Below are 22,138 nucleotides of genomic sequence, written 5' to 3'. Positions count from 1 at the left end.
CTCACTTGCATGCGCCGAAGCGGTGCGCTAGACACTGAACCGCATGGTTCAGTATTTGGGTGCCCGCTTGGACGCCTCGTTCGCCGCTCTCTCGGACGCGACCCGGCGCGGCGTTCTGGAGCAGCTCGGGCGCGCCGACGCTTCGATCACGGAGCTTGCCGAGAAGTTCCACATGACCCTCACGGGCATGAAGAAGCACGTCGGCGTCTTGGAGCGAGCCGGGCTCGTCGCCACGGAGAAGGTCGGGCGCGTGCGGACGTGCAAGCTCGGCCCGAGCCGTCTTTTGGCCGAGACGGCATGGATCGAGGGGTACCGCCAGCTCTGGAGCTCACGCTTCGAAGAGCTGGACAAGGTCATCGAGGAGCTGAAACGGAAGGAGAACGTTCGATGAACGCAAGAAAAGACAGTGAGCCCAACCCCACGACGGTGGAGCCGAAGTCCGAGCGCGAAATCGTCGTCACGCGAACCTTCGACGCTCCGGCTCGCATCGTCTTTCAGGCGTGGACCACTCCCGCGCTGTTCAGGCGGTGGTGGGTACCGAAGTCGATGCCGCTGGCCCTGCTCTCTTACGAGGCGGATATCCGTACTGGAGGCAGCTACCGACTCGTGTTCGACGTCGACGGCACGAAGACGATGGCGTTCTTTGGCAAGTACATCGAAGTGACTCCGCACTCACGAATCGTCTGGACGAATGACGAGAGCGGCGAGGACGGGGCCATCACGACGGTGACGCTCGAGGAAGAAGGCGACAAGACTCTGATGGTGCTGCACGAGCTCTATCGCTCCAAGGAGGCTCGCGATGCCGCCCTCGCCTCCGGGGCATACGACGGGATGGCCGAGACGTTCGGACAACTGGACGAGGTGCTCGTCACGCTGCGCGCATAGCGGAAGCTTCCCGACGTCGTGGCGCGCAGGAGCCGAGCGCCTGCAGCGTCTGCCGCGCCCGGGTCGCCGGGATCGCCTTTGGGCCCGGCGGCGCTGCCCTGTGCTCTCGGTGCTCCGGTGGCTCCGGCCGCACCCGGATCACCAGTATCGCCTTGTCTCCCGCCGGAACGTCGCGGGGAATGCCTCCGCCGGAGCGCCGTCTGCCGCGCTCGCGCTCGCCGATCGCTCCGCCGCCGAGCCCGGTGGTGGACCCGCCGCCGCGGCGAACGACACTACGAGCGGCGCTCGGATCCGCGCGCGCTCGGTGCGGAACGGGGATTCGCTCACCGGGTGACCGGTACGCGCCCGCGTCGTCTTCGCCGCGGCGAAGAAGAAGTACGGGCTTCCGGTCGACCCGATTGCCGACGTCGAGGCGACACTGTCGTCATGTCGAAGGGGCGCCTCGATCGGTGCCCGCGATCTTGGAGATTGAAAGAGGTCGGATACTCATTGCAGCATGAAACGATGCGCGTGAACTCGGGCGAGTCTCTTGGTAAGGACGTCCATGGGGACGGGGTGCGGAGGCTCGGTCCGTCGGCCGGGGGCATGAGGCGGGTGTGGTTCGGGTTGGGGCTTCTCTTCTCGCTGTCGTGTGTCGGCTGCGGCTCGAGCGTCCAAGCGTCGGTGCGGTCGGCGGAGGCCGCTGCGGCGCGTGGGGAGCTTGGGCAGGCGACGATGAGCTACCAGGCCATCTACCGCGGCAAGGGGGCGGACGACCTGAGCGACTCCCAGCGCGCGACGGCCGAGGACGTGGTGACGAGGTGGGCCGAGGGTCGCGTGTCGTCCGACGCGAAGAGCATCGTAGGAGAGTTTCCGGGGGTGGTGTCTCGAACGTTCGTTCCTGCGATCGTCGAGCTTGGGATCCGCGCCAAGGACGTGCCGATGCTCGAGGGGCTCTCGCGTGACCTCGGGAGCTCGCATCGCGGGAGCCTCGAGGATGCGCTCGTCGCGGCGCCGGCGAAGTGGTCCTTCACGAATGAGGTCTCGCTCGAGCTGCGCACGCTCGCGGCCCTGAAGAAAGAGCACAAGGAGCGGACGGAGCTCGGGGCACTGCTCGCGCGCAGCAGTGCGTCGAGCTCTTCCTCCGACGCGCGTGACGACTACGCGGGTTGCGGGGCGAGCGAGGCCGGGTGACGATTGCGCCCGTGCAGATCACGACTCCAGCACCAGAGCGCGCGCTCGAGTTCTGCAGCAGGGGTGGCTTGCTCGTCGGGATGGGGAGCTGGCTCCCGCAGGCGGACGACGAGCCGTGGCGCCGGCAGGCGAAAGACGAGCCCTGGGGCGAGCACGACGAGGTCATCGGCTGTAGTCGCCTCGTCTGTGGCGATTGCAAGGTACGGGTCAAGACCTTCGACTGCATGTCCTTCAGCGTCGCGGGCCCCCTCGCGCGCGAAGAGCTCCCCGCGATCTACGAGGGCACGCCGCTCTCGCCCCCGCGCGTCACGTGGGGCACCCGCGATAGGATCTATCTGTGCAAGTGTTCGATCGCCGAGATCGGCGGTGTCAAGGAGGTTGGTTGGCTCGACCACGCGGATGGCTGGTGTTGTGGCGGCCACCCGAACGCGCGTCGACACGTACCGGTCGTGTACCCGTCAGCTGAAGTGCTGGCAGCGAAGCTCGCCGCCCCCACGTCGTCGCTATGGGAACGCCTGAGCGCGTATCGTCATCCTTATTTGCTCCGCATCGGATGGCCCGCAGTGACGCTCCTGCTCGTCCACGCCGACGCTCGCGTGCGAGAGCGGGCGCTCGCCTTCGTGGAGGCGTGGACGGTCGGATTTCCGGTCACCTCGTCGCGGCTCCTCGATCTAGCCAAGCGTTGCCCACCCCCGTACGACGATGACGACGGCCCCGACCGCCTCGCGCTCGCTCGGGTGCTGGCGCTCCAGGCCGCCCGACTCGAGCCGCGACGCGCGGTCATCGAACACGCGCTGCGTGTGCTCCGAGGCGACGAATGAGGTGCGCCGAGGTCTATATGGTCGCGCTCGATCTGGTGCTCCCCGAGGATCCCTCGGTTCGCAACACGGGGAGCGGGCCCACGCTTCTACGCGTCCGCCGATCCGGCGAGCTCTCCGCTCTTCGACGCGACGCCTCTTGGGATTGCTGCGGCCATGAACGCCCCGACGAAGCAAGCTGCGGTCACGGGAGACCATGAAGATCCTCAGAGCCAACGGCAAGTTCGGTTTTCAAGACGAGCAGGGCAAGGTCCTCGTCACTCCGAAGTACGACCACGCGGTGGAGCCACCTGAAGGCGAAGGGCTCGGCATCGTCTGCCTCGGCGGAGGTCTGTGTGACCGGTCGGACAACCACGAACCCACGCGGCTCGAGCACCTCGGCGGAAAATGGGGCGCCGTCGACGAACGCGGTGACGAGGTGGTTCCGCTCGAGTACGACGAGCTCGGACACGCAGGACATCGCATCCTGATCGCCAATCGAGGCGCGCGCATCGGGTTGCTCGACGAGCGTGGGACGGTCATCACGCCTATCGAATACTCGTGGATCGCCCCGTTCTCGGAGGGGCTGGCGATGTGCAGGCGCGCCGAGGGCGAACAGCGGAACGGCTACCTCGACACGACCGGTGCGGTCGCCATCCCCTGCGAGTACGCCGACGCGCTGACCTTCAGCGAAGGTCGTGCGCTGGTCGCCGACGCGGACTGGAACCACGGCGTCCTCGACCGCGCGGGCCGCGCCATCATTCCCTGCCTCTACGAGAGGCATGTCCTGTTCAAAGACGGAATTGCCGTCGTCAAACGTGACGGTAAATACGGTATCGTCGACGAAGTCGGCGCAGAGGTGGTTCCTTGTATCTACGAGGCTATCGGTCAGTTCAGCGAAGCTCGCGCGGCCTTCAAGCTTGACGGCAAATGGGGTTATCTCAACCACGCTGGCGAGATGGTGATCGCCGCACGGTTCGATGACTACCTCGGCGGCCCTTCTGCGTTCGACAAGGGGCGCGCCCGCGTGCGCTTGAACGGGCGCGAGCTCTTCATCAACAACAAGGGCGCGGAGCTCAACGCGAAGAAGCCGCCGCGGACGAGCCTGGAGGTACTGCGACGCTACGGCCAAAGCGATCCGGAGCGGGCGCAACTATTCGACGAGCTCCAGCCTTGGGTGACCGCTCCGCCCTCCGACGAACGCGATCGGCAGCTCGTCGCCGAGCTGCTCGCGGAGACGACCGCGTGGGTGGCCTCCCACAACTCCTATGGCATGCCCTTCGCGCAGTATTCAATCGGCTGGCTGCGCGAGAGCCTCGTGAAGCAGTTTCTCACCACCCTCTCGGGCCCCCTCGCCGACCCCCAGAAGGGTCCGCTGCAGCTCCTCTACCGCCTCCACGGACTCGGGCGGGCGCAATGAAGTGCTCTCACCGCGAAGCATGGGCGCGCGCAGCTTCGGCAACCGTCCTCTCGGCGCATGGGCGACGGTCGTGCTGGACGTACGCCTCCGCGTCCTCTCGACGACGAACGTCGTCGCGTCACTTCACCATCGCTCCGTCGCATCGCTCGCCTCGGCGACGGCGCGGAGGCGGAGGAGCTTCGCGATCGCCTGGCCTCGCGCGCCGTCGACCTCGACCTTCTTCGTCTCCGGGCAAAAGAAGACGTGCTCGCCCAGGAGCGTTCGGGCCATCATCGAGCGCGCGTTCGGCGCCACGACCTCAAGCTGGGTGTCGCCGCCAACGTACACGACCGTTGGCGAGCATCGCGATGCGGTAGCGGTCCGCGAGCACCATCCCCGCGGTGGGTACGGGCACCGGCGGCGTCAGGGCCCGCGCCCGTGCTACCTCGAGGTGCTCACGAGGCCGATAGGCCATGTGCGAGCGCGGACAAGGCGCGCTCGCGTCCACACCTGTTGACGAGCGCGAAGATCCGGAGAAATCGGAGCAAGCCGCAGCAGGACCGACGCGGGAAGGGTCGGTCCTGCTGCGATCGTCGACTACGTCGCGGCGCGCTCGCCGAGGCGTAGCGCGTGAGCGCGAACGCCGTGAAGGACGGTGGCATGATCGCGACGGAAGAGGCGGCCGATCTCCTCGAAGCTGAAGAAGCGATCGGCGTGATGGCGGAGAGACCACCAGAGCTCGTGACGAGCGCGCACGATAGCCTTCGTCCGCATGACGCCGCAGACGTCGTCGCGGGTGACGGCGCGGCGGCGGCAGATGTCGTCGAGGAGCGCGAGGAGGTCGCGTTCCTGCGGCGAGCGGAGCACGAGACCGGACGCGGAGACTCCGCTCGCGATCATCGCCGCCGCTCCTTCCTTGCCTGCGGTCGCCGAGCGGCTAGCCGTCCAGTCCGAGTACATCGAGGAGGGCGCGCCGCACGTCGCCCCAACGCGCCTCCGGCATCGTTGCGATGAGCGGGCCGAGGTGGGGGCGGTCGACAATCCGAATCCACTCGGGTTTGAGAACGCAGGTCGACGGAAGCCCATCGGGCTGCCGAGGGACACCTCCCATGCGAGCCCACGCACCTGACTCGAGATCGGAATGACGGGGATCTGCGCGAGTGATGGCAGCACGTCATCACGGCCGAGCACGAGGACCGGCCGCCGCTTGTCGGGGAGCGAGAACCGAAACCATCGGATTTGGCCGCGCCGAATCACGGGAACTCCGGGTCGTCATCCTCGTCCACGATGGGTCCGTCGGGTGATCGGACGAGCCACGCGTCCCACGCTGCCTGCAGCATCTTCGGGTCGGCGGACTCATCGACCGTCTCGACGATGAGTCGAACGCGCTGGCCTTCCAGCTCGGGGACGGGGGCGTCGAGCTCGATCACCGCACCGTGAACGCGCCCGAGTAAAGCTGCCGACATGGATGCAGCGTATCGCACGAACGACTTCTATTGAATCGAGCTGGGAACTCGAGAGGTCGGTCGCGGCGAGGCGCTCGCCGCGCCGCCCACCAAACCTGCCTCATCCCTCGCGTCGCGCCTTCGCCTCACGTCGTGCCGCTCGGCGATCTCCGCGGAGACGATGTCGCCGTGGACCCATTGCGGGTTCGCCCGAGCTTCGGCGATAGCGCGACGCTCTTCGTCGCTCATCGGGCGGTCGGCCCGCCGCGCGATGTGCATCGCATCGACCTCGCCAAGTGCTCCGTCGGCGAGAACGACCTCGCCATGTGGCGAAACGAGCAGCGCGGCTCCGGCGGCAGCGGCGAACGACATCACGACCGGCGCTCGGATCCGCGCGCGCTCGGTGAGGAACGGGGACTCGCTCACCCCATCGAGTGTAGCTCGCCGCCGACCTACCGCAGAGGGGCCATCGCGCCGCGCGAAAAGTTCGCGCCGCCGCCTCGACGACGAGCGCGCCATGCCATACTTCGATCTTATCGGCATCTCACTCGGCGACGTTGCGCGCGCCGCATTCGAGGATCTCATGGCCCAGGCAACTACGAGTTCCAGAGCGACTTCTTCAAGAAGCACCTCAAGGAGCACCGCGCCGCGGGCAAGGCGGACGGCGAAGCGACCGCCGTGCTCACCGTCCTCGACGCGCGCGGCATCGCCGTCTCCGCCGAGCAGAAGGAGCGCATCCTCGGCTGTTCTGACGTGGCGCTCCTCGACCGCTGGATCCGCAAGGCGGTGATTGTCGCCTCGGCCGAAGAGATTGGAGCTTCTTGCGCCCCGTCTCCTCGTCGCTGACAAAGCGCTTTGAGCAATACTCTCACGCCAGGTATTGGTCGCTGTCCGTTCCGTCTCAGAGGCATCCCGGTCTGTGTAGGCGTGTGCACGGCCCGACGGACCATGCTGCATCGGGTAGGGCTCGATAGGGCTCGATAGCGGCAAATCCACAGCCTGTTCCAATCCCGGTCCCAACGATCCGGTCTTCTTCGACCCCGACGCCGATCAGCCGACGCCCGACCCGAACGCATTGGAGGCGGCGGCGGTGGAGGCTGGGGTCCGCCCCGAGATCGCTTTCGCGATTGCGAAGACGGGAGTGATACTCATGGAGGAGAACCAGCATCTCTACTCGGAGGAGGACAAGGGGGAGTTCTGGGGGGCCGTCGAGGAATATCGCGAGAGAGCGAAGCGACACGACGCGTGAGCCCGATCAATCGGGGTTCCGTTCATCTTTCCGAGCCCTTGCCTTCAACTCGTACGCCCGTTCGATGATCGCGGTCATCTCGGGGCCCTTCAAGTACGGTGCTATCCAACGAAGCCGTTGATCCTCCCAGCTCGGGTTCGGCTTGCGCCAGTGTCCTCGCACCCAGAAGCGCTTCTCGATCTTATGTCCAGGTCGGCCCGCTGGAAGGGCGCTTGTATCCGTCGGCGGACCGACGAGGATGCGGTTCGGGAGAAAGAACACGGTCTCGCCAGACAACTCGAGGGGTTTGCCGCGTGGACCGAGCATGCCGGGTGCGGGCGGTCGTCGAACCTCCGAGGTGAACTCACTCGATGTCGCGTAGAGCACGGCGTTGATCACGAGGTGCAGGAGGTCACGCATCTCCTTGCTGTCGAAGAACGGATCCTTTGGTCTCTCCGGCTCGTCGGGCTCGGGATGGCTCGCGAGGATCTCATCGAGGTTTCGCTTGCCTTCGAGAGGAACTTCGCGCGTCACGAGGTACGGCCAATCGCCGTCGAAGGCGTCGGCAAGAAACGCAACCCGGAGCTCACTCGGCAAGGGTGCAGAGACACTGCACGTTGGCGAGGGCCAGGTCTCTACTCCAGCCGAAGCCTTGTGTCTCGAGGGCGAAGCGGCCGTCCAACATCGCCACAAACTCTGGATCGGAGCCGATGTCCTGCTCCTCGGCGAGGATCGGAACGGCACCAGGAGAGGGGCGCATTCGCTCGATGAGCTTGCGAACGACGTCCGCCCAGGGCGGGGCCACGAGCACCATCGTCTCGTGCGCGAGCCTTCGCGGATGGGCGGCGATCGCGTCCCGTCGCTTCCGGTCGCGACGCTTCTGCTTCGACGTGCGACTCCGCGACTTCGCCATGGCGGTCCGACCTGTCACTCTGTCGTGCCCGGTCAGGGCGCCCGACGCGTCGCTCTCACAGCCCGTCTCGGCGCCTTCTCCCGGGCTGCGGCCTTGCTCCGTGCGGCCCGTTTTGGCCAGGGCGGGCATTCCACGTGGAGCGCGGCGTAGACATAGAAGTCCGTGTCGCCACCCTCGTTGCCGAAATAGCCCGTCGCGCTGTATTCGCAGCCGTGGAAGTGTTGCACAGCCGGCCGATCGGGAACCGGATTGTCGATCTCCTCCGCGCTCATCGGTGCCGGTAGTTGCTCCTCGACCTTGCGTGCCCAGTCGAAGCTGCGTGGTGCCCCGCGGTGGGTGACGAGGAGCTGCCCGCCGCGGAAGCGGGCGGGCAGGCACACGACGAGCGTCCCGAGCATGTCGTCGCCACGGGGAGTGTCCTTGTGCGGCTCGAAGTGGCCTCCCTGCGAGTAGACGTTCAGACAGTACAGCTCTGCGGTCAGCGGGTTGGGATCGTGCGGCACGAACTCGCGTCTCACGCTCTCGAGCACACCGGATTCAACGGGATCGAAGCCCGCGACCGAGAACGCGCCGCCTTCCGCCTTGAGCTGGCGGGCGTCACGCACGGACCTGCCGAACAGCGTTCTCTTGCCCTTTCCGAACGGGGCGGGGGCGCAGCGCTCGACGAGATCCTCGACGGCGGGATCGCGATCGCGTTCTCCGGCTGCGCGGCGAATGGGGACCTCCAGCCCGTTCTTCAGGTGCAGCGTCACCGCCTTGCTCGGCACCAGGGTGCCACCGCACGCGAACGGCATCGTGACGCCGTGGACGAGATCCGAGAGCTCGGTCAGGAGCTGGGCTTCGCGTTCATTGCTGGCAGTTTCTCTCGCACGCATGGCGCTGGAGACGGCTTCTATCAGTCGCGCGCGTCGTCTCCAACGTCCGGCGGTCCACACCACTCGCCACACCAGTCCGGCCCGGCGCCACACCACCGGTCCGACCATCCTGGCGTAACGCTCCGTTACGTCCAGAAACGCGAAAGGCCGCCATCGGCGGCCTTCGAGTGGAGCGGGAGAAGGGATTCGAACCCTCGACGTCCACCTTGGCAAGGTGGCAGAGGCGGGCGGGATCGCTCGACGAACATGGGCAAAACGCGCCTCCGGGAGCGCGCGCCACACCAGTCGCCACACCAGTAGCGGTCGGCGAGAGGAAGCGGCCGGAACGGTGTGGGCGGAAGAGGGAACAGAGCTTCAGTGATGTCGTGGCCTGGCTCGACCGTCACGGACGACCTGCCGAGCATCGTCCGTCGTGGCGTTGCGGCCATGCTGGCGGGAGGGCGAGCGAGGTCGTCCAAGAGAACGCGGCCTTCCACGCATGGCGGCGCGCCATTCGGCAGCACGCTCGGCGGCGCGCTCAGCCCTCGAGCCCGGTCTTCAACTTCGTCAGCAACCGGAACAGCGTGCGCGCCTCGTGCGGTGTGAGCGCGTTGAAGGTCGCGAGGACGGCGGCGTGGTCGCTTGGGTTGCGTTTGGCCCAGTAGCGATCGTTCTTCGGTGTCGTTTGGAGTCGGCGAATTCGACCGTCGTTCGGATCGGGCACGATGCGAACGAACCCCTTTCGCTCGAGGGCGAGCGCGATCTGCTTCACGTTCTGGTGGCTCGTCGCGAGGGCGGTAGCGCACTCGGAGAAGGACGGCCGCCCAAGACCTCGCGCGATCGTGAGTACCGCTGCCTGCTGCGTCGTCAGGCCATCTGCGGCGAGGAGCTTGTCGGTCATGTTCCGTAGACCGTTCGCGAGGACGATCAGGAGCCGGAACGTCTGGAGCCGTACGATCTTGTCCTGGCTCAGCGCGTCCACTTCTTCCTCGGAGAACGCGAGGCCCGGCTCCTCGGAGACGGTCGGCTTGCTCGACATAGGTAATATGTTACATATCTGGCATGATCTGTCTCGTCCCGAACGCAGCGTTCCTTTCGGAGACCTCGCGCGCGCTTGCCATCTACAAGGCGCTCGTCGTGCGTGGGGCAGAGGCGTGCATCGTGACGCACGGTGGGCCATACACGCGTGTGCTCGATGACGAGCGAGTGCCGTATACGGTCCTCGGCCCCGGATGGTCGAACGAGCGGGCACGCGCATTTCTCGGCGCGATTCCCGGAATCGGGCATCCTCGCGCGCGCCTCTACGAGCGTGAGGAGCTGCGAGCGCTCGTAGAGCTCGAGGCGAAGCTCCTTCGCGAGCGAGCCGTCCGCTGCGTCGTGACCGGGTTTGCTCTGACCACGCTCCTCTCGACCCGACTCGCCGGCATCCCTCTCGTGACCGATCACGCGGGATCATGGGTCCCCCCCGTGTGCGAACGGAATCTGTCACCCATCCCACTCCGCTCCACGATCCCCTTTGGCCGATGGCTACCGAGGTCGGTCGCGCTCTGGCTCACGAACTCAGCCCCATCGCGCGCGAGGCTCTATTGCGGCCAGTTCAACGAGCTTGCGGAGGAGCTCGGCGTTGAAATCGTGCCGAGCTTCGCCGCGCTCCTCCTCGGCGATCTCACCCTCGTCACCGATTGTCCAGAGGTGCTCGGTATCTCGGCCGCCGACCTCGAGGCATGGAAGCCTCATCCTTCGCGCTATCGCGCCGGGACGAAGCTCCGCTACGTCGGTCCGCTGTTCGCGGAACTCTCCGCCCCCGTACCCGAGCGAGTGGAGCAGTTCCTGAATGCCGGAGCCGATCGACCGACGGTCTACGTCGCGATGACCTCGACGCCGGAGAGCCTGATTCGCGGGGTGGTCCAAGGAGCGAGGGCCGCCGACGTGAGGGTCGTCGTCGCGTCGACGGTGCACGACCTCGATGATCTCGCGGGAGAGGACGTGATTGTCGAAAAGATTCTCCCGAGCCATCGCATCATGCCGCGCGTGAATCTAGCAATCATCGCGGGAGGGCAGGGGAGCGTGCAGACGGCGATGGCCGGCGGCACACCCTTCCTCGGCATCCCGCTGCAGCCCGAGCAGGACTTCAACATCGTGGAGATGGAGCGCCATGGTGCGGCGCGCCGAGTCTCTCAGGAGGACGCGATCTCTCCGCGCATGACGGCGATGGTGAAGGAGGTCCTCGGCGATGCGAGCTTCAAGCTCGCCGCGGAGCGTATCCGCGCGATCTACGCGAAGGCCGACGGTCCCGGCGCGGCGGCCGAGGCGATCCTCGAGCTCGTTGGCCATTCGAACCGGGCTCGGACGACGCCGTCCGGCGCGACGTGGGCGATGACGGCAAAAACCTCCGCAAGCGCGGCGGCCTCGAGCCCTCCGGAAGTGTAGACTCTGTCCGACTACGCAGCGGCGTGACCATCGCCCTCGCGCGACGATGACGTCCTCCGCGCGTTCGATCACGAGTCGGCCACGGACCGAAGCGACGAGCTCTCGGACGAGTTCCTCTGATCCCTCGTGGCATCGCCCTCTTGTCCCGCCGTCCCGGCGATGAATTCCCGCCCGCACCCGTTCGCCGCGAAGCTCTCCCCCGGCCAGGCCGAGGAGGTCCGCCGGCTCCGCGCGAACGGTGCGCCCCTCGCCGAGATCGCCGGGAGGTTCGGCATCGCCAAGTCCAGCGCGTGCCGAATCACCAAGCTGAAGGCACACGCGCCCGCGGGAACGCTCCGCGTCGCGCTTCCCGAGTTCGAGTGGGCGCTCCTCGCCGAGCTCGCCGAGGACGGGGAGGTTCCCGCCGAGACGCTCGCCGCTGACCTCTTGGTCGAGATGCTTCGCAGCCGGGCGTGGTGACCGCACTTCGGATTCCGTGACGCGCGGTGTCAGTCCGGAGGTCGGGCTCGCTCAAACGTATCAGGGAGGATGGTTCCCGAACGGTCCGACGGCGACGTGGTCGCCGTCTACGACAGCCTGCTCACGCAGGCCCTCCGCGAGATCCGGTCGCCCGCGACAACGCCGGGCCAGAGGATCGCGTGGGCGCGCGTCGCCGAGCACGCCCTGGAGCACCTCCCCGAGACGGAGCAGCGCCTTGCCGAGACGCTGTCGACGGCCCGCAAGGTACTCGACTCGCCGGAAGCCGTGCAGCGCCTCATCCGCGGCGTCTGGAGCTGCGGCGGCTGCCGTAGCGCCGACGGTACCTGGAAGCGTCTCGTCGACTGGGTGGTCAACCTCGCCGACCGGGCCCTCCGTGGCGAGCACTGGGCCACGTTCGCCTGGCTCGCGCACGTCGCCGTGCGGCTCGACGGTGTCGAACCAACGCTCAGTCCGGAATGGGAGCGAGGCGTCCGAGCCGCCCACGAGATGCCGAACGCGCACGTGCCGCTCCATCTGATCGCGTTCCACTGCGCGAGGAGGCTGGAGCAAGAGAGCGCGCCGCTGCCTGACTGGTTGCGCCTTCTTCGCTCGGACGAGCGCCTCGCCAACGCGTACAGCACCGACTGTTCGCTGGAGTACGAGATCCAGTGCGCCGTGTGCAAGCGAGTCGATCCATGAGCGCCCCTGTATCGGCGCGACGCGGGCCGGAGAGCGCGTTCGAGCACCCGGCCTTCGAAAGCCTCTACGCTCGCGTTCTCCGCGATGTGGCCGACCATCGACTCGACGAGCGGACGCGAAAGGCCGCCGCCAGGGCGCTCGCATTCCTTCTTCGGGAGAACATTGACGAGGCCGTCGTAACCGACGTCCTCACGGCGGTGCACCGATCACTCGATCTTGCGGCCGTCGTCCGGTCTCTACTCTTGGGGCTCCGCGACGCGCTCGGCGACCACGAGCGGATCACGGAGTGGACCCGGCGTGCGGCGGACCGCGCCCACGCACAGGGGCACGTCGAGACGTTCGTGTCGGCGGTGCGCGTGTTGATCGGCCTTCGGGACTTCGATGGCGCAATGCCTACGAGCTGGCAGCTCGCCATCATCCGCGCGTCCGAGGATCCGAGGTTGCGACGGCGACTGCTCCACATCGCCGACGGGTACGCCCGGCGCTTTGGCTCGCACGCCCGTTGGGGCAAGACTGTTCGGGCAGGCTTCATCAGCGGAGCCGTCGCGGACGGGTCAACAGTCGGTCGGGAGGATCCGTGTACCGCCCCATGATGTTCCTCGCTTTACTCCTGCTCTACGTCTGCATCACCTGGGACGGAAGCGGATCCGCCGGCCTTCCGTCTGTCTCGCACTCGCCGAAGGCACCCGCGGGCGTCCCGTCCCCTCCGAGCGCGTCCGAAATGCCGCCGAACGCAAGGACGGGCGCCCCGTAATGACAGCGCCGGCGAGAATCGGGGCATGTAGGGCTTGTCTGGCCCGACCCAGGCGCCTCGATCCGAGCACCGGGGCGTGTTCCGTGTGCCTCACCCGCCGCGGCCGACGCTGGGTTGCCCTCTGCGTTCGCGCCCGGGAGGACGAGGCCTTCCGGACTTCGGTGCGCGCCCACCTGGACCCTCCCGCACGAAGGCTATTCGACAAGATGTTCGGCCCGCCTCGCCTTCGCGAGGTTGGCGAATGAGGAGGCCGAAGATCCACAAGGCATCGATCGCGGTCGCGTCGGACAGCTCGGTCGTCGCCAACGTCCACGGCTTCGCCGGCGAGAGGGATTCCGAGGGAATCCTCCGCCGGGCGATCGAGCTCGGCGGCGCCATCTTCATCGGGGTGAAGCTTCGAGGTCGTGAGGCCCGCGACGTGCTCGCCCGCATCGACGACGCCGGGCACGAGGGCGCCGGCGCGGCGTTCGTCGCCCGCGAGCGGAGGCGGAGAAAGAACACGGCGAAGGATGCGAAGAAGAAGCGGCGGTGACGGAGACGTCGCTCGCCTCCGCGTACCCGCTTTCATGGACCTCTCGGCACTCCTCCGACACCCGTGCGGCGTCTGCGGTCGGCCGGTCGCCTGGGGAGCCCGGCGGTGTCCTCGCTGCGGCGCGCGCGGCATGCTCATGACGCACGGTCCGGCGCACGTCGGCCTTCGGCACTGGCTGTTCGCAATTGGCGTCATCGTCATCCCGTTTATCGCCGCGGTCTGGGCGGCCCGTGGCCAGTGAGCCGGGCGCGGAAGAGGGGGCGGCAGACATGGCGTCAGCTCCACCCTTCACCGATCGCGGTCGCGCTCGACGGCTCCGTGTTCGCCAGCTTCGGGCTCTACGACGGCGTGGACAACGCCGAGGCCGCGATCCGCACGGCCGCGGAGCACGGAGGCCGGGTGTTCGTGGGCGTCGCGCTCGGTGAAGATGACGTGAATGACCTGAGGCAGTGGTTCGACGACGCCGCGTTCGAGGGCCTGGCGTTCGTGCTTGGCGCAAGGCCGAAGCGGCGACGACGCAAGGCGGGCCCTCGAGAATGAACGTCTACCCCTTCTTCCGTGGCCGACCAGGCCGCCGAGGGGCTTCGTCGCGGGGAGGCTCGAACAGCGCGGCGATCGGCACGCGGAAGGCGTTCGCGAGGTGCGTTAGGGAGTGGATCGTGAGGTTCACGCCGCCCTCGATGCGGGCGACGTACTGGAACGTGAAGTTGATGCGCTCGCCGAGCTCGGCCTGCGTCCAGCCGCGCTCCTTCCGGAGCTCGGCGACCCGGCGTCCAACGCCGTCGACGACGCGTTCAGGATCGAGCTTCCGCACGCCGGGAAGGTCGCGGAGAGCGTCCTTCCAAAACATAAAGCGATAGTGTTAGTTTCGCACTTTGAGGTGATCCGCAGGAAGCCGGCTCCCGGTCCGAGCCAAGCGCGGAGCCCGAATTCGGGGGAAGAGATGGACGACTACTCAGATGATCCGGCCATCAAGTCCATGGTGGAGGGGCACCGTAAGCGACAGCGTCTGATTCTGGGCGCCGCTGGGGCCGGTGCACTGTTGCTCGGGCTCATCCTCTTCGGCATGTCCCAACACGCCGAGGCGACCCGTAAGGAGGAGGAGCGGCAAGACCGCCTCCGCGTGGAAGCCAAGCAGAAGGTGGAGCGCGATCAGGAGAACGCGCGCAAGAGCGCACCCGTCCTCGACGTTCCGCAGCTCATCCGGGACGTCAACGACAACCCTGTACAGGCACGGAGCGTCTACACGGGGATCTTCTACGTGACCGGGGAAGCCCAAATCTTGCCGACCGGCTTGCTCGTCCAAACGGGGCAGGGTCTCGCTTTCCTGTGCCGCTTGGACACGGGGTCCCTCGCCTCGCTTCACACGGGCGAGATGGTTGGCGTCACCGGGCGGATCCAGACGGAGCGGGGTCTCGGAGAGGTCGCTCCTCACATCTCGGACTGCCGACTCGAGGCTCACGGTACGACGCGAGACGTCCGACGATAGGCGTCTCTGGCTTGGGACCGTTCTCGCGTTGATCCGGTCGGCGGGTCTCGGCGCACGGGTCCCTCGGCGAGATCCGTGCATGAACCTTCGCTCCGAAGGAAGGTTCTACGACAATCCTGTATGCGATTATCCCCCCCCCCCCCAAGACACGCCGACCGTCGCGGGGCAGGCCGGACCGCTCACGAGGAGCTCCAGCTGGACGTCCGCGACATCGGCGAGGAGGCGTGGGGGCTTGCCCTGTTCTGGCCGATGCTGACGAGCGAACCAAGACGCCGCCGCTCCGGCCCGCGTCAGCATCGGCTGGAGGCATCGGCGCACCTGTCACGCGTGAGCACGTCGAAAACGACGCGTGGCATCGAGACGTCGACCGCCTCGCCGCGATACTCGACGCGCGGGCAATCCTCCGAGCGGAACACTCCGTGAGGGACGTGGTCGCCCTCGCCACTCCACATCCGGGCCCGATAGTCGACGAGCGAGCCGTCGCTGAGCTCGATCCAGAAGTGGATCGGGACAACGCGAACGCCGTCGACGAGCAGGTCTCCGGCCTTGGCGACGTGCGGTACGCCCGCCTCCCGCAGGGCGAACGAGAGCACCCTCGTCATACCGTCGCATTCGAGGGGAAGGTCGGCGAACGCGTTCAGAAGATTCTGTAGCTGCTCTTGGTCGTGCATTTCGGAGCGTACAGCTGCAGCCGGGGCTGCCGGGCCGCAGGCTCGGACGTCCGTCGCGTACCTCCACTCGTGGTCCGCTCCTACGCCAAGGAGACCTTGCGCCGCGCGACCTCCGTGCTGGGCGATATGCGCGCCGACGCGGAGGACCGCGAGGACGCGGCGAACGTTATCCGAATCATGCTCCCTCGCGCCCGGCCGACGGAGGCCGATCTCGCCGACGTGATCTCCGCGCTCGGACGGGCGCTGCACGTCTCGAGCGCGGTCCGGCGCGTGCTGATGTCGATCCGGTCGATGTCGCCGGTGATGACCGCAGTCCACGCAGGTCACGGCGTCGAGCGCATCATGCCCCGCGTCCACCGCGACGGCGACCACGAAGCCCTCTGCTAGCTGCTCCTCGCCACGCTTGACGAGCACAGGTGGCGAGGATGGATCCGGGCGGAGTGGGGCAAGGCTGCGTCGGAGTGGGCGGTCAGTCAACTGCCAGACTCGACCTGCCGCGCGGCGCGCCTCATCTCGTCATGGCTCCACGCGTTTGGGCGTGTCCCTGACTGGATGACCGAGCTCGCCGAGGCGCATCCCGACCTGATCTCGTCGTCGTTCCTGCCGCGCGAGACGCGCTGGCAGCTTCACCGCGCGGCGCCTTCAGTGCGCGGCTGGCATCACCTCGCGAGCGAGAACGGCTGGACGCCGATGGTCGCCCCTGCCTTATTCGACCACGAAGCGGACATCGCCACGACGACCCTTGAGGTCGCAATCGGCGAGAGCACCGACGGGAGCGCGAGGCTCCGGCTCCGCCTGTGGCTCCGCGAGATGACCGGGCAGACCAGCCCGTGATGCCCGTCGACGTCGCCGAGGAGATCGCCGGCACGGTGCTCATCATGTCGCGCCATCGTCTTGGCGCGGTCCTCTTGCTGAATCCGTCGCACGACATCACCGGCGGCGTCCTGCTCGACGCCGTCGTGAGCCGGGAGCTTCTCGTCGCGCTCGCCGTCCCGGAGCACGTCAACCGGATCCACTGTGGCGCCGTCATCATCCGAGGTGACCGCGTCGAGCGCGCCGGTGTGTCACTCTCGTGGGAGGAGGTCGTGGAGCGCGCCACCGAGCTCGCCGACGGCGTCGCGATCGCGCTCGACGAGGACACCGGCGAGATCCAAATCGTGGACGGGATGGGGCGCGTCGAGGTCGTGGATGCCGATGACGTCGCAGACGTGCTCCGTCGGCACGCGCGCGAGGCCGACCTTCGCTGACCCGTTCTCCGTGTTCTCCGCGCATGCGGCGTGATACCCGAGCGACATGGGATCAACGTCTACGGCGAGTCAAGACGACAAGCGGGTCGCGAAAGTCGTCGAGCGCATCTCGCACATCAAGGTACTGCGCGGTCAGCTCGATCCAGCAGCGGGCGTGGGCTACGAGGTGTCGTTCCTCGATGGCAAGCGGACAACCACAAGGCTCTTCTCCGCCGTGTCGGTGCTCGACGCGCGACCGGCCAACGGGGAGTTCTTCACGGCAAGCGAGCTTGCTTCCCAGGTCGACCGCTATCGCGCCCGAGAGCTCGCCGAGCACATCGTCCGTCGTCACGAGCGGGTCTCGTTCCAGTCGATGACGCACGACGAGGGCGTGCAGGCTGTGCTGACCACGGCGGCCTCCCTACTCCCAGCGCTCGATGCACAGCTCCGTGCTGCCCGCAGACAGATCGTGCTCGATGCCGTGGCGGCAGTGGGCGACGATGTCGACCTCACCGACATCGAGACGGCGTGGCACCAGTCCCACGTCGATCGCCTCCACGGAGGATAGATCTCCTTCAACCGAAGTCTCCGTGAAGACACTTCTTCGAGGAGATTTTGACCATCCCGCAAGAACCATCCCGTAACGGCGATGGTCATCTCGGTGAAGATCCGAGCACTGAACAAGTATCGGCGACCATGACGAAGACGCGTGTGGTCGGGTACGTGAGGGTCAGTACCGAAGGGCAGGCCGATGAAGGAGTCTCCCTCGCAGCGCAGCGCGCCAAGCTTGAAGCGTATGCCCTCGCGATGGACTTGGAACTGGTCTGCGTCGAGATGGACGCCGGCCGCTCCGCTCGAACGGTCGAGGGTCGCCCCGGTCTGCTCCGCGCGCTCGCCTGTCTCGAAGACGGCTCCGCCAGCGGCCTCCTCGTGGTGAAGCTGGACCGGCTCACTCGCTCGGTTCGTGACCTCGGAGATCTGGTCGAGCGCTACTTCGCGTTGAAGTGCTCCCTTCTGTCCGTCTCGGACTCCATCGACACCCGCACCGCGGCTGGCCGGCTCGTCTTGAACGTCCTCGCTTCGGTCGCTCAATGGGAGCGTGAGGCGACGGCAGAACGCACGCGCGAAAGCCTTGCTCATCTCAAGTCGACGGGGGTTCTCGTCGGCGGCGTGCCGCTCGGACGAAGGCGAACGCCCGAGATCGATCGCGACGGCCGTCGCGTCGTAATCGAGGACGAGGCCGAGATGGCGGCCGTACGGCGTGCCATGGAGCTACGCACGGCCGGGAGCTCGCTCCGCGCGATCGCCCGTATCCTCCGCGACGAGGGGCATCCGACCAAGCGGGGTGGCCGATGGGAGGCGACGACGGTCGGGAGGGTGCTCGCCCGAACGGCTGCCACGGCGTGATCGGCAGGGGCGTTGAGCTCAAGGAGACACCCCATCCCGATGGGGGCCCGGCGATCTTGCCGCGGGCCTCCCCGTGTACACGTCGAACAAGGCGACGGCCGAGCACGGCCCGTCGCCGCTTGTGGCGAGCGCGAGTCCATGTCCGGCCGCGTGATGGGGTTTGGGTAAAACCGATCTGACGAGGCCTGCCCCCGACTACGAAGCGTCCTCATCGCTGTCGTCGGCGGCGGTGTCCTCGTCATCACGGTCGCTGATCCGCGACTGCACGACCGAGATCTGGAACTCGGAACCGTCGGCCAGCGTGATGACAACGCCGGCATTCCGCGTGAGAAGCCCGGCGTGACGGAAGGAGGAGAGCCGCGCGCCGTGCAGCTCCTCGGCATCGCCCTCCTCGTCCTCGACCACGGCGCGAATAAGATCCTCGATGACCTCGGCGAGCTCATCGGCGGTCATGGGGCGGACTCCTCGCCCGGAGCTGCGGCGTCCATGACGAACACGGCGCGCTCGCGATTGATGCGGAGGCACTCGTCCTGCACGGACGGATGCCACGCACCGTCGATGATGGAACCGGGCGGGTAGTTGCTGCGCGCCCAGCTCCTGAAGCGGGCCTCTTCGTCGGCGGTCAGAGCGCGGAAGAACATCATCACCTCCGACAGCTGGTACGCCGACGAGCGCAAGATCTCCGGCGGGAGATTGCCAGCGGCAGACTTCGTCGAGAGGATGATTCGGTGGCGACGAACGCGCCTGACTCATCCCACGCGCCGGGCTTCGCGTCAGTTGATCCGCTCGACCCAGAGGATGAGGCGTTCCACCGACATGATCCGCCGTTCGATGGCTGCCTTCTCGTCCTCGTGCGGTTGGAGTGCAGCCTCCTTGTTGAACCGGATCTGCATTCGCTCGTAGCGACGCGATCGTGGCGTGCTGAAGAAGCCGCCGACGTTCGCGCCGGCACGTCGTGCGTTGGCGCGCACCTCACGCATCGCGAGGCTCAACTCCTTCTTCTCCTGGGAGAGCTCCTTCTTCAACGCCTTCAGATCGGCAAGGAGGGCTTTCTTCTCCTCCGGGTTGTCGGGCGTCTGGTCGATGAGCGATTCGAGCTGCTCGACGATGCCCGTCAAGGCAACGACGGCCACCCTGAGCTGCTGCCGCATCGCCTGAATCTCCGCCGTCATCGGGGGCGATCCGAACGTCTTCTCGAAGAACCCGCGACTGGCGTGGGCGTGCCTCGCGTGCTGCTCGACGACGCCGATCTGATACTCGATGTTCGGAACCGCCGCGAGGAAGCCCTTGACGTAGGAGGCGAACGCGTTCGCGTCTCGATCCCATGCCGCGACAGCGGCGAACGAGTTGACGCTTTGGACGTGGGCGATGAGACCTTCACCGATGCGGGCGTCGGGTATCGAGAATACGGGAAGCGGTGGCAGCGCGACGTTCACGAATCCCTCCATTCGGATGCGGTCGTGCCCACTTGCGTGAGCGATCAACCTCGCAGGTTAGCCTGCGAGCCGAGCCTGGACGCGAGAAAGCAACGCGCCGTGACCCCGACGCTTCGGGATGGAATGACGGAGGAAGGTCAGGAACGGCGACGGCGCTTCGGTTCGGACTCCGAGCGCGGCTTTTTGTTCTTGGATCCAGGGGACCGTCCACGACGCTTCGGCGCGACAACCGGCACCTCCACGGCAGCGGGCGTGTCGGCGACGGAGGGGGAAGCAACCGACGGCTGCACGACCTCCCTGGTGTCGGGCGCTGCTGAAGCGGGACGGAGCACGCCGAACACCGCGGCCTTGGCGGCGAGCTCGGGCGCCCCTTCGGCGATCTCGCGCTCGCGCAGGATGCGGCTGACGGTCCGCGCGTAGGGCGAGATCAAGGAGATCACCTCGGCGAGATCCGAGGGCGATAGATCGCCGGCGATGATCTTCGCGAGGACCTTGCCTGCCCGAACCCGGTGCGAGGCCATCCAGCCGCGACGCTCGTCGACGAGGCGGATGCACGCCAGCGCGAAGGCGGGCTCCGAGGTGATTCGCTCGACAACCTTTCGTCGTGACGTGAAGGGATAGCCGTTGGAGCTCGCCATTTCGTCAGGTACATGCGCAATGAGGGAGTCTCCGAGCGGACTTTCTACCGGTCAGATCAGGGAGAGCGAGCCATGAGATTACGAGCCGTCTTCATGGCGCCATCGTCCTTGAGTCCCGTTGCCCTTCCGAGGTTCTCTTACGCTTCGGAGGCCCTGACATAGCTTCCAGATTCTCGAGGCTCAGAAAACCATCCTTCCGTGCCTCTTCTACGGTCACGCTCTCCGAGGACGTCATCGGAATGTTCCGACCTGATCCGACCTCGCGCGTCCCGGATCTCCCTCTCTCTGAATCTCTCCGGATCTGGGATCCGAGATCGAGAGAGAAGAGAAGGAGAGATCCGCGCGCACGCGATCGGAGCAACGGGCGTACCAGTGACGAAAGGAATGGCCTCCGAATACTATGTTTGAAATGCTGTTTTGCACTCGTAAACTGCACGGTCCACGATGCCTCTGGGATAAGGGCCTCGTATGTCAGTTCGACCCATGCGTTGAAGTGGGCGGCGTGCGTCGATCGGAGCACTGGGAACCATGGTCATCATGGCTCCTGATAGAGCTTTATTTGGCTCACGGTTGGGTGACTCACAGTGAAAACGGCCACAGGAAGATGGATCTCTTCGCCGCCGTGGAGATGCGGCAGAAGAGGAGGGCTGGCCGGACGGCTCGTCAGCTCGCGGCCGAATACAAAGTGGATATCAGCCACGTCTACGGAGTTCTACGCGGCGACACCTTCGCGCCTCAGATCTTGGTCCCTGTGGATGACGAGACGTACTTGTCCCTCCACAGGAGCGCGAGGAAGGCACGAAAGACCATCCCTGAACAGGCTTGCATTCTCTTGAAGAACTATTTCGAAAAGGAGAAGCCATGACCCAACTATCCGACGAGCTCATTGAACAGAGAATTCATGAAACTCTATCGAACATCGAACCGCACGTGTATGCGCTGGAGGACTTGCTCAGCCCATTCTTCGACGACTTCAGTGACGACGACGACGACGGCGGTGCTGGTCTCGCCCACCTCGACAACCTTTCCTGCGTGCTCCAGCAGCTCATCGAAGGCAACGCAGAGTCCGTTGCTGCTCAGGCGACTCAGGGGATCTGGAGCGAGGAGCAGCGCGACACGTGGTCTCCATTCGCTGTCCAAGTGAGCAACCATCTCTACGCCCTCTGGCCGCACGTTGTGGAGCTCATCGAGCTACGCCAGCAGACGAAGCGACCTTACGGCTTCGCCGGCATCGTCTCGCTCCAGCGCCGCTTCAATGCCCTCCTTAGTCACGAGGCTATCGAGTGCGAGCTCGTGTTCGAGAGCGATGAGGTCCTCCGGAAACGCGACGAGGCGGCCTACGCGGAGTACGTCGCCAGCCAGCCGAACTGACGAGTGAGGCTGCCCCGCCGAGTTTCGCGTCGGCGGGGCAGCATGAACATCGAACAAGGAGACAACCGATGCCCGACGATACCGTACAACTCGAGGCCGAAGAATGTCTGACCTCCGAGAAGCGCCGTCCGATAGTCGGCTATAAGAACGGCCGCCCGGTCTTCGCTGGCCACATCGACACGACGTCCGAGGGCATCGTCCGCGCGTGTGAACTCATCACGGAGCTCGCCCTCCGGGCCGAGCGCGAGGGCGAGGCGGGATGACGATATCGTCATCGCCGCTGCGGGCGCCGCCGTCGGAGCCCTGCCCTTACGGCTGCTACGGCGGTTACC

General features: G+C 66.6%; 35 protein-coding genes. 22 read left to right on the top strand and 13 right to left on the bottom strand.

Annotated elements, in window-relative coordinates; genetic code table 11:
* Positions 1-43 precede the first annotated feature (43 nt).
* From KF837_32175 to KF837_32155, 5 genes are all read left to right on the top strand, one after another.
* A complete protein-coding gene (locus tag KF837_32175) occupies positions 44-391 on the top strand; it encodes a helix-turn-helix transcriptional regulator (GenBank protein ID MBX3232028.1) in 348 nt (115 codons plus the stop codon).
* 35 nt (positions 392-426) lie between these two features.
* Entirely contained in the window at positions 427-885 is a 459-nt protein-coding gene (locus tag KF837_32170) for an SRPBCC family protein (GenBank protein ID MBX3232027.1), read from the top strand.
* Between the two features lie 714 nt (positions 886-1,599).
* Positions 1,600-2,058 carry a hypothetical protein gene (locus tag KF837_32165; protein MBX3232026.1) on the top strand — a complete coding sequence of 153 codons (459 nt, stop codon included), beginning with the start codon at positions 1,600-1,602 and terminating at the stop codon, positions 2,056-2,058.
* A gap of 11 nt (positions 2,059-2,069) precedes the next feature.
* Positions 2,070-2,879 (top strand): hypothetical protein, encoded by an 810-nt coding sequence (locus tag KF837_32160; GenBank protein MBX3232025.1) that lies wholly within the window; start codon positions 2,070-2,072, stop codon positions 2,877-2,879.
* A gap of 193 nt (positions 2,880-3,072) precedes the next feature.
* A complete protein-coding gene (locus KF837_32155; GenBank protein MBX3232024.1) occupies positions 3,073-4,275 on the top strand; it encodes a WG repeat-containing protein in 1,203 nt (400 codons plus the stop codon).
* A 123-nt stretch (positions 4,276-4,398) separates the two neighbouring features.
* Here KF837_32155 and KF837_32150 read toward each other — a convergent pair whose 3' ends face one another.
* The 3 genes from KF837_32150 to KF837_32140 form a co-directional block, all read right to left on the bottom strand.
* The gene (locus tag KF837_32150; protein ID MBX3232023.1) at positions 4,399-4,548 is read right to left on the bottom strand and encodes a hypothetical protein; all 150 of its coding nucleotides are present in this window, start codon (positions 4,546-4,548) and stop codon (positions 4,399-4,401) included.
* A 303-nt stretch (positions 4,549-4,851) separates the two neighbouring features.
* On the bottom strand, positions 4,852-5,154 hold the full coding sequence (locus tag KF837_32145; protein MBX3232022.1) for a hypothetical protein: 303 nt from the start codon (positions 5,152-5,154) through the stop codon (positions 4,852-4,854).
* Between the two features lie 353 nt (positions 5,155-5,507).
* A complete protein-coding gene (locus KF837_32140; GenBank protein MBX3232021.1) occupies positions 5,508-5,720 on the bottom strand; it encodes a hypothetical protein in 213 nt (70 codons plus the stop codon).
* 132 nt (positions 5,721-5,852) lie between these two features.
* Between KF837_32140 and KF837_32135 the strand changes: the two genes are divergently transcribed.
* Together KF837_32135 and KF837_32130 are read left to right on the top strand one after the other, a co-directional pair.
* Positions 5,853-6,545 carry a hypothetical protein gene (locus KF837_32135; protein MBX3232020.1) on the top strand — a complete coding sequence of 231 codons (693 nt, stop codon included), beginning with the start codon at positions 5,853-5,855 and terminating at the stop codon, positions 6,543-6,545.
* 244 nt (positions 6,546-6,789) lie between these two features.
* Positions 6,790-6,948 (top strand): hypothetical protein, encoded by a 159-nt coding sequence (locus KF837_32130; GenBank protein MBX3232019.1) that lies wholly within the window; start codon positions 6,790-6,792, stop codon positions 6,946-6,948.
* Between the two features lie 6 nt (positions 6,949-6,954).
* Here the strand turns inward: KF837_32130 and KF837_32125 are convergent, their stop codons facing one another.
* The 4 genes from KF837_32125 to KF837_32110 form a co-directional block, all read right to left on the bottom strand.
* A complete protein-coding gene (locus KF837_32125) occupies positions 6,955-7,524 on the bottom strand; it encodes a hypothetical protein (protein MBX3232018.1) in 570 nt (189 codons plus the stop codon).
* A complete protein-coding gene (locus KF837_32120) occupies positions 7,514-7,840 on the bottom strand; it encodes a hypothetical protein (protein ID MBX3232017.1) in 327 nt (108 codons plus the stop codon). Before KF837_32120 ends, KF837_32125 begins: the two co-directional genes overlap by 11 nt.
* Positions 7,841-7,872: 32 nt before the next feature.
* The gene (locus tag KF837_32115; protein MBX3232016.1) at positions 7,873-8,715 is read right to left on the bottom strand and encodes a hypothetical protein; all 843 of its coding nucleotides are present in this window, start codon (positions 8,713-8,715) and stop codon (positions 7,873-7,875) included.
* 517 nt (positions 8,716-9,232) lie between these two features.
* A complete protein-coding gene (locus KF837_32110; protein MBX3232015.1) occupies positions 9,233-9,733 on the bottom strand; it encodes a winged helix DNA-binding protein in 501 nt (166 codons plus the stop codon).
* 395 nt (positions 9,734-10,128) lie between these two features.
* Here KF837_32110 and KF837_32105 point away from each other — a divergent pair, with 395 nt between their 5' ends.
* The 6 genes from KF837_32105 (at position 10,129) to KF837_32080 (ending at position 14,108) form a co-directional block, all read left to right on the top strand.
* Positions 10,129-11,124, top strand: coding sequence for a hypothetical protein (locus KF837_32105; protein ID MBX3232014.1), 996 nt, complete (start codon positions 10,129-10,131; stop codon positions 11,122-11,124).
* A 159-nt stretch (positions 11,125-11,283) separates the two neighbouring features.
* A complete protein-coding gene (locus KF837_32100; protein MBX3232013.1) occupies positions 11,284-11,583 on the top strand; it encodes a hypothetical protein in 300 nt (99 codons plus the stop codon).
* Positions 11,584-11,652: 69 nt separating this feature from the next.
* Complete coding sequence (locus KF837_32095) at positions 11,653-12,282, top strand: hypothetical protein (protein MBX3232012.1); 630 nt, start codon at positions 11,653-11,655, stop codon at positions 12,280-12,282.
* A complete protein-coding gene (locus KF837_32090; GenBank protein ID MBX3232011.1) occupies positions 12,279-12,875 on the top strand; it encodes a hypothetical protein in 597 nt (198 codons plus the stop codon). The genes KF837_32095 and KF837_32090 overlap by 4 nt, the downstream gene beginning before the upstream one ends.
* 402 nt (positions 12,876-13,277) lie before the next feature.
* The gene (locus KF837_32085) at positions 13,278-13,568 is read left to right on the top strand and encodes a hypothetical protein (GenBank protein ID MBX3232010.1); all 291 of its coding nucleotides are present in this window, start codon (positions 13,278-13,280) and stop codon (positions 13,566-13,568) included.
* Positions 13,569-13,886: 318 nt separating this feature from the next.
* Positions 13,887-14,108 carry a hypothetical protein gene (locus tag KF837_32080; GenBank protein ID MBX3232009.1) on the top strand — a complete coding sequence of 74 codons (222 nt, stop codon included), beginning with the start codon at positions 13,887-13,889 and terminating at the stop codon, positions 14,106-14,108.
* A 4-nt stretch (positions 14,109-14,112) separates the two neighbouring features.
* On the opposite strand, the gene KF837_32075 is transcribed toward KF837_32080, so the two are convergent.
* Entirely contained in the window at positions 14,113-14,382 is a 270-nt protein-coding gene (locus tag KF837_32075; GenBank protein MBX3232008.1) for a helix-turn-helix transcriptional regulator, read from the bottom strand.
* 129 nt (positions 14,383-14,511) lie between these two features.
* On the opposite strand from KF837_32075, the gene KF837_32070 reads away from it, so the two are divergent.
* Complete coding sequence (locus KF837_32070; protein MBX3232007.1) at positions 14,512-15,057, top strand: hypothetical protein; 546 nt, start codon at positions 14,512-14,514, stop codon at positions 15,055-15,057.
* Positions 15,058-15,347: 290 nt separating this feature from the next.
* Here the strand turns inward: KF837_32070 and KF837_32065 are convergent, their stop codons facing one another.
* Entirely contained in the window at positions 15,348-15,728 is a 381-nt protein-coding gene (locus KF837_32065) for a hypothetical protein (GenBank protein ID MBX3232006.1), read from the bottom strand.
* A 69-nt stretch (positions 15,729-15,797) separates the two neighbouring features.
* On the opposite strand from KF837_32065, the gene KF837_32060 reads away from it, so the two are divergent.
* The 5 genes from KF837_32060 (at position 15,798) to KF837_32040 (ending at position 18,361) form a co-directional block, all read left to right on the top strand.
* Positions 15,798-16,115 (top strand): hypothetical protein, encoded by a 318-nt coding sequence (locus KF837_32060; GenBank protein ID MBX3232005.1) that lies wholly within the window; start codon positions 15,798-15,800, stop codon positions 16,113-16,115.
* 165 nt (positions 16,116-16,280) lie between these two features.
* The gene (locus KF837_32055) at positions 16,281-16,562 is read left to right on the top strand and encodes a hypothetical protein (GenBank protein MBX3232004.1); all 282 of its coding nucleotides are present in this window, start codon (positions 16,281-16,283) and stop codon (positions 16,560-16,562) included.
* On the top strand, positions 16,562-16,975 hold the full coding sequence (locus tag KF837_32050) for a diadenylate cyclase (GenBank protein ID MBX3232003.1): 414 nt from the start codon (positions 16,562-16,564) through the stop codon (positions 16,973-16,975). Before KF837_32055 ends, KF837_32050 begins: the two co-directional genes overlap by 1 nt.
* A gap of 46 nt (positions 16,976-17,021) precedes the next feature.
* A complete protein-coding gene (locus KF837_32045) occupies positions 17,022-17,522 on the top strand; it encodes a hypothetical protein (GenBank protein ID MBX3232002.1) in 501 nt (166 codons plus the stop codon).
* A gap of 128 nt (positions 17,523-17,650) precedes the next feature.
* Positions 17,651-18,361, top strand: coding sequence for a recombinase family protein (locus KF837_32040; GenBank protein ID MBX3232001.1), 711 nt, complete (start codon positions 17,651-17,653; stop codon positions 18,359-18,361).
* Between the two features lie 195 nt (positions 18,362-18,556).
* Here the strand turns inward: KF837_32040 and KF837_32035 are convergent, their stop codons facing one another.
* The 4 genes from KF837_32035 to KF837_32020 form a co-directional block, all read right to left on the bottom strand.
* Complete coding sequence (locus KF837_32035) at positions 18,557-18,814, bottom strand: hypothetical protein (GenBank protein ID MBX3232000.1); 258 nt, start codon at positions 18,812-18,814, stop codon at positions 18,557-18,559.
* On the bottom strand, positions 18,811-19,005 hold the full coding sequence (locus KF837_32030) for a hypothetical protein (protein MBX3231999.1): 195 nt from the start codon (positions 19,003-19,005) through the stop codon (positions 18,811-18,813). The genes KF837_32035 and KF837_32030 overlap by 4 nt, the downstream gene beginning before the upstream one ends.
* A gap of 129 nt (positions 19,006-19,134) precedes the next feature.
* A complete protein-coding gene (locus KF837_32025; GenBank protein ID MBX3231998.1) occupies positions 19,135-19,797 on the bottom strand; it encodes a hypothetical protein in 663 nt (220 codons plus the stop codon).
* A gap of 137 nt (positions 19,798-19,934) precedes the next feature.
* The gene (locus KF837_32020; GenBank protein MBX3231997.1) at positions 19,935-20,435 is read right to left on the bottom strand and encodes a hypothetical protein; all 501 of its coding nucleotides are present in this window, start codon (positions 20,433-20,435) and stop codon (positions 19,935-19,937) included.
* 604 nt (positions 20,436-21,039) lie between these two features.
* Here KF837_32020 and KF837_32015 point away from each other — a divergent pair.
* The 3 genes from KF837_32015 to KF837_32005 all read left to right on the top strand — a co-directional run bounded on the left by KF837_32015 (position 21,040) and on the right by KF837_32005 (position 22,069).
* On the top strand, positions 21,040-21,300 hold the full coding sequence (locus KF837_32015; protein ID MBX3231996.1) for a hypothetical protein: 261 nt from the start codon (positions 21,040-21,042) through the stop codon (positions 21,298-21,300).
* On the top strand, positions 21,297-21,806 hold the full coding sequence (locus KF837_32010; GenBank protein ID MBX3231995.1) for a hypothetical protein: 510 nt from the start codon (positions 21,297-21,299) through the stop codon (positions 21,804-21,806). The genes KF837_32015 and KF837_32010 overlap by 4 nt, the downstream gene beginning before the upstream one ends.
* Positions 21,807-21,874: 68 nt before the next feature.
* On the top strand, positions 21,875-22,069 hold the full coding sequence (locus KF837_32005; GenBank protein ID MBX3231994.1) for a hypothetical protein: 195 nt from the start codon (positions 21,875-21,877) through the stop codon (positions 22,067-22,069).
* Positions 22,070-22,138 lie beyond the last annotated feature (69 nt).

This window comes from Labilithrix sp. (assembly GCA_019637155.1).
GTDB lineage: Bacteria > Myxococcota_A > Polyangia > Polyangiales > Polyangiaceae > Labilithrix.
The sequence above is the reverse complement of the archived record's forward strand: the minus strand, read 5'-3'. Positions and strand labels throughout refer to the sequence as shown.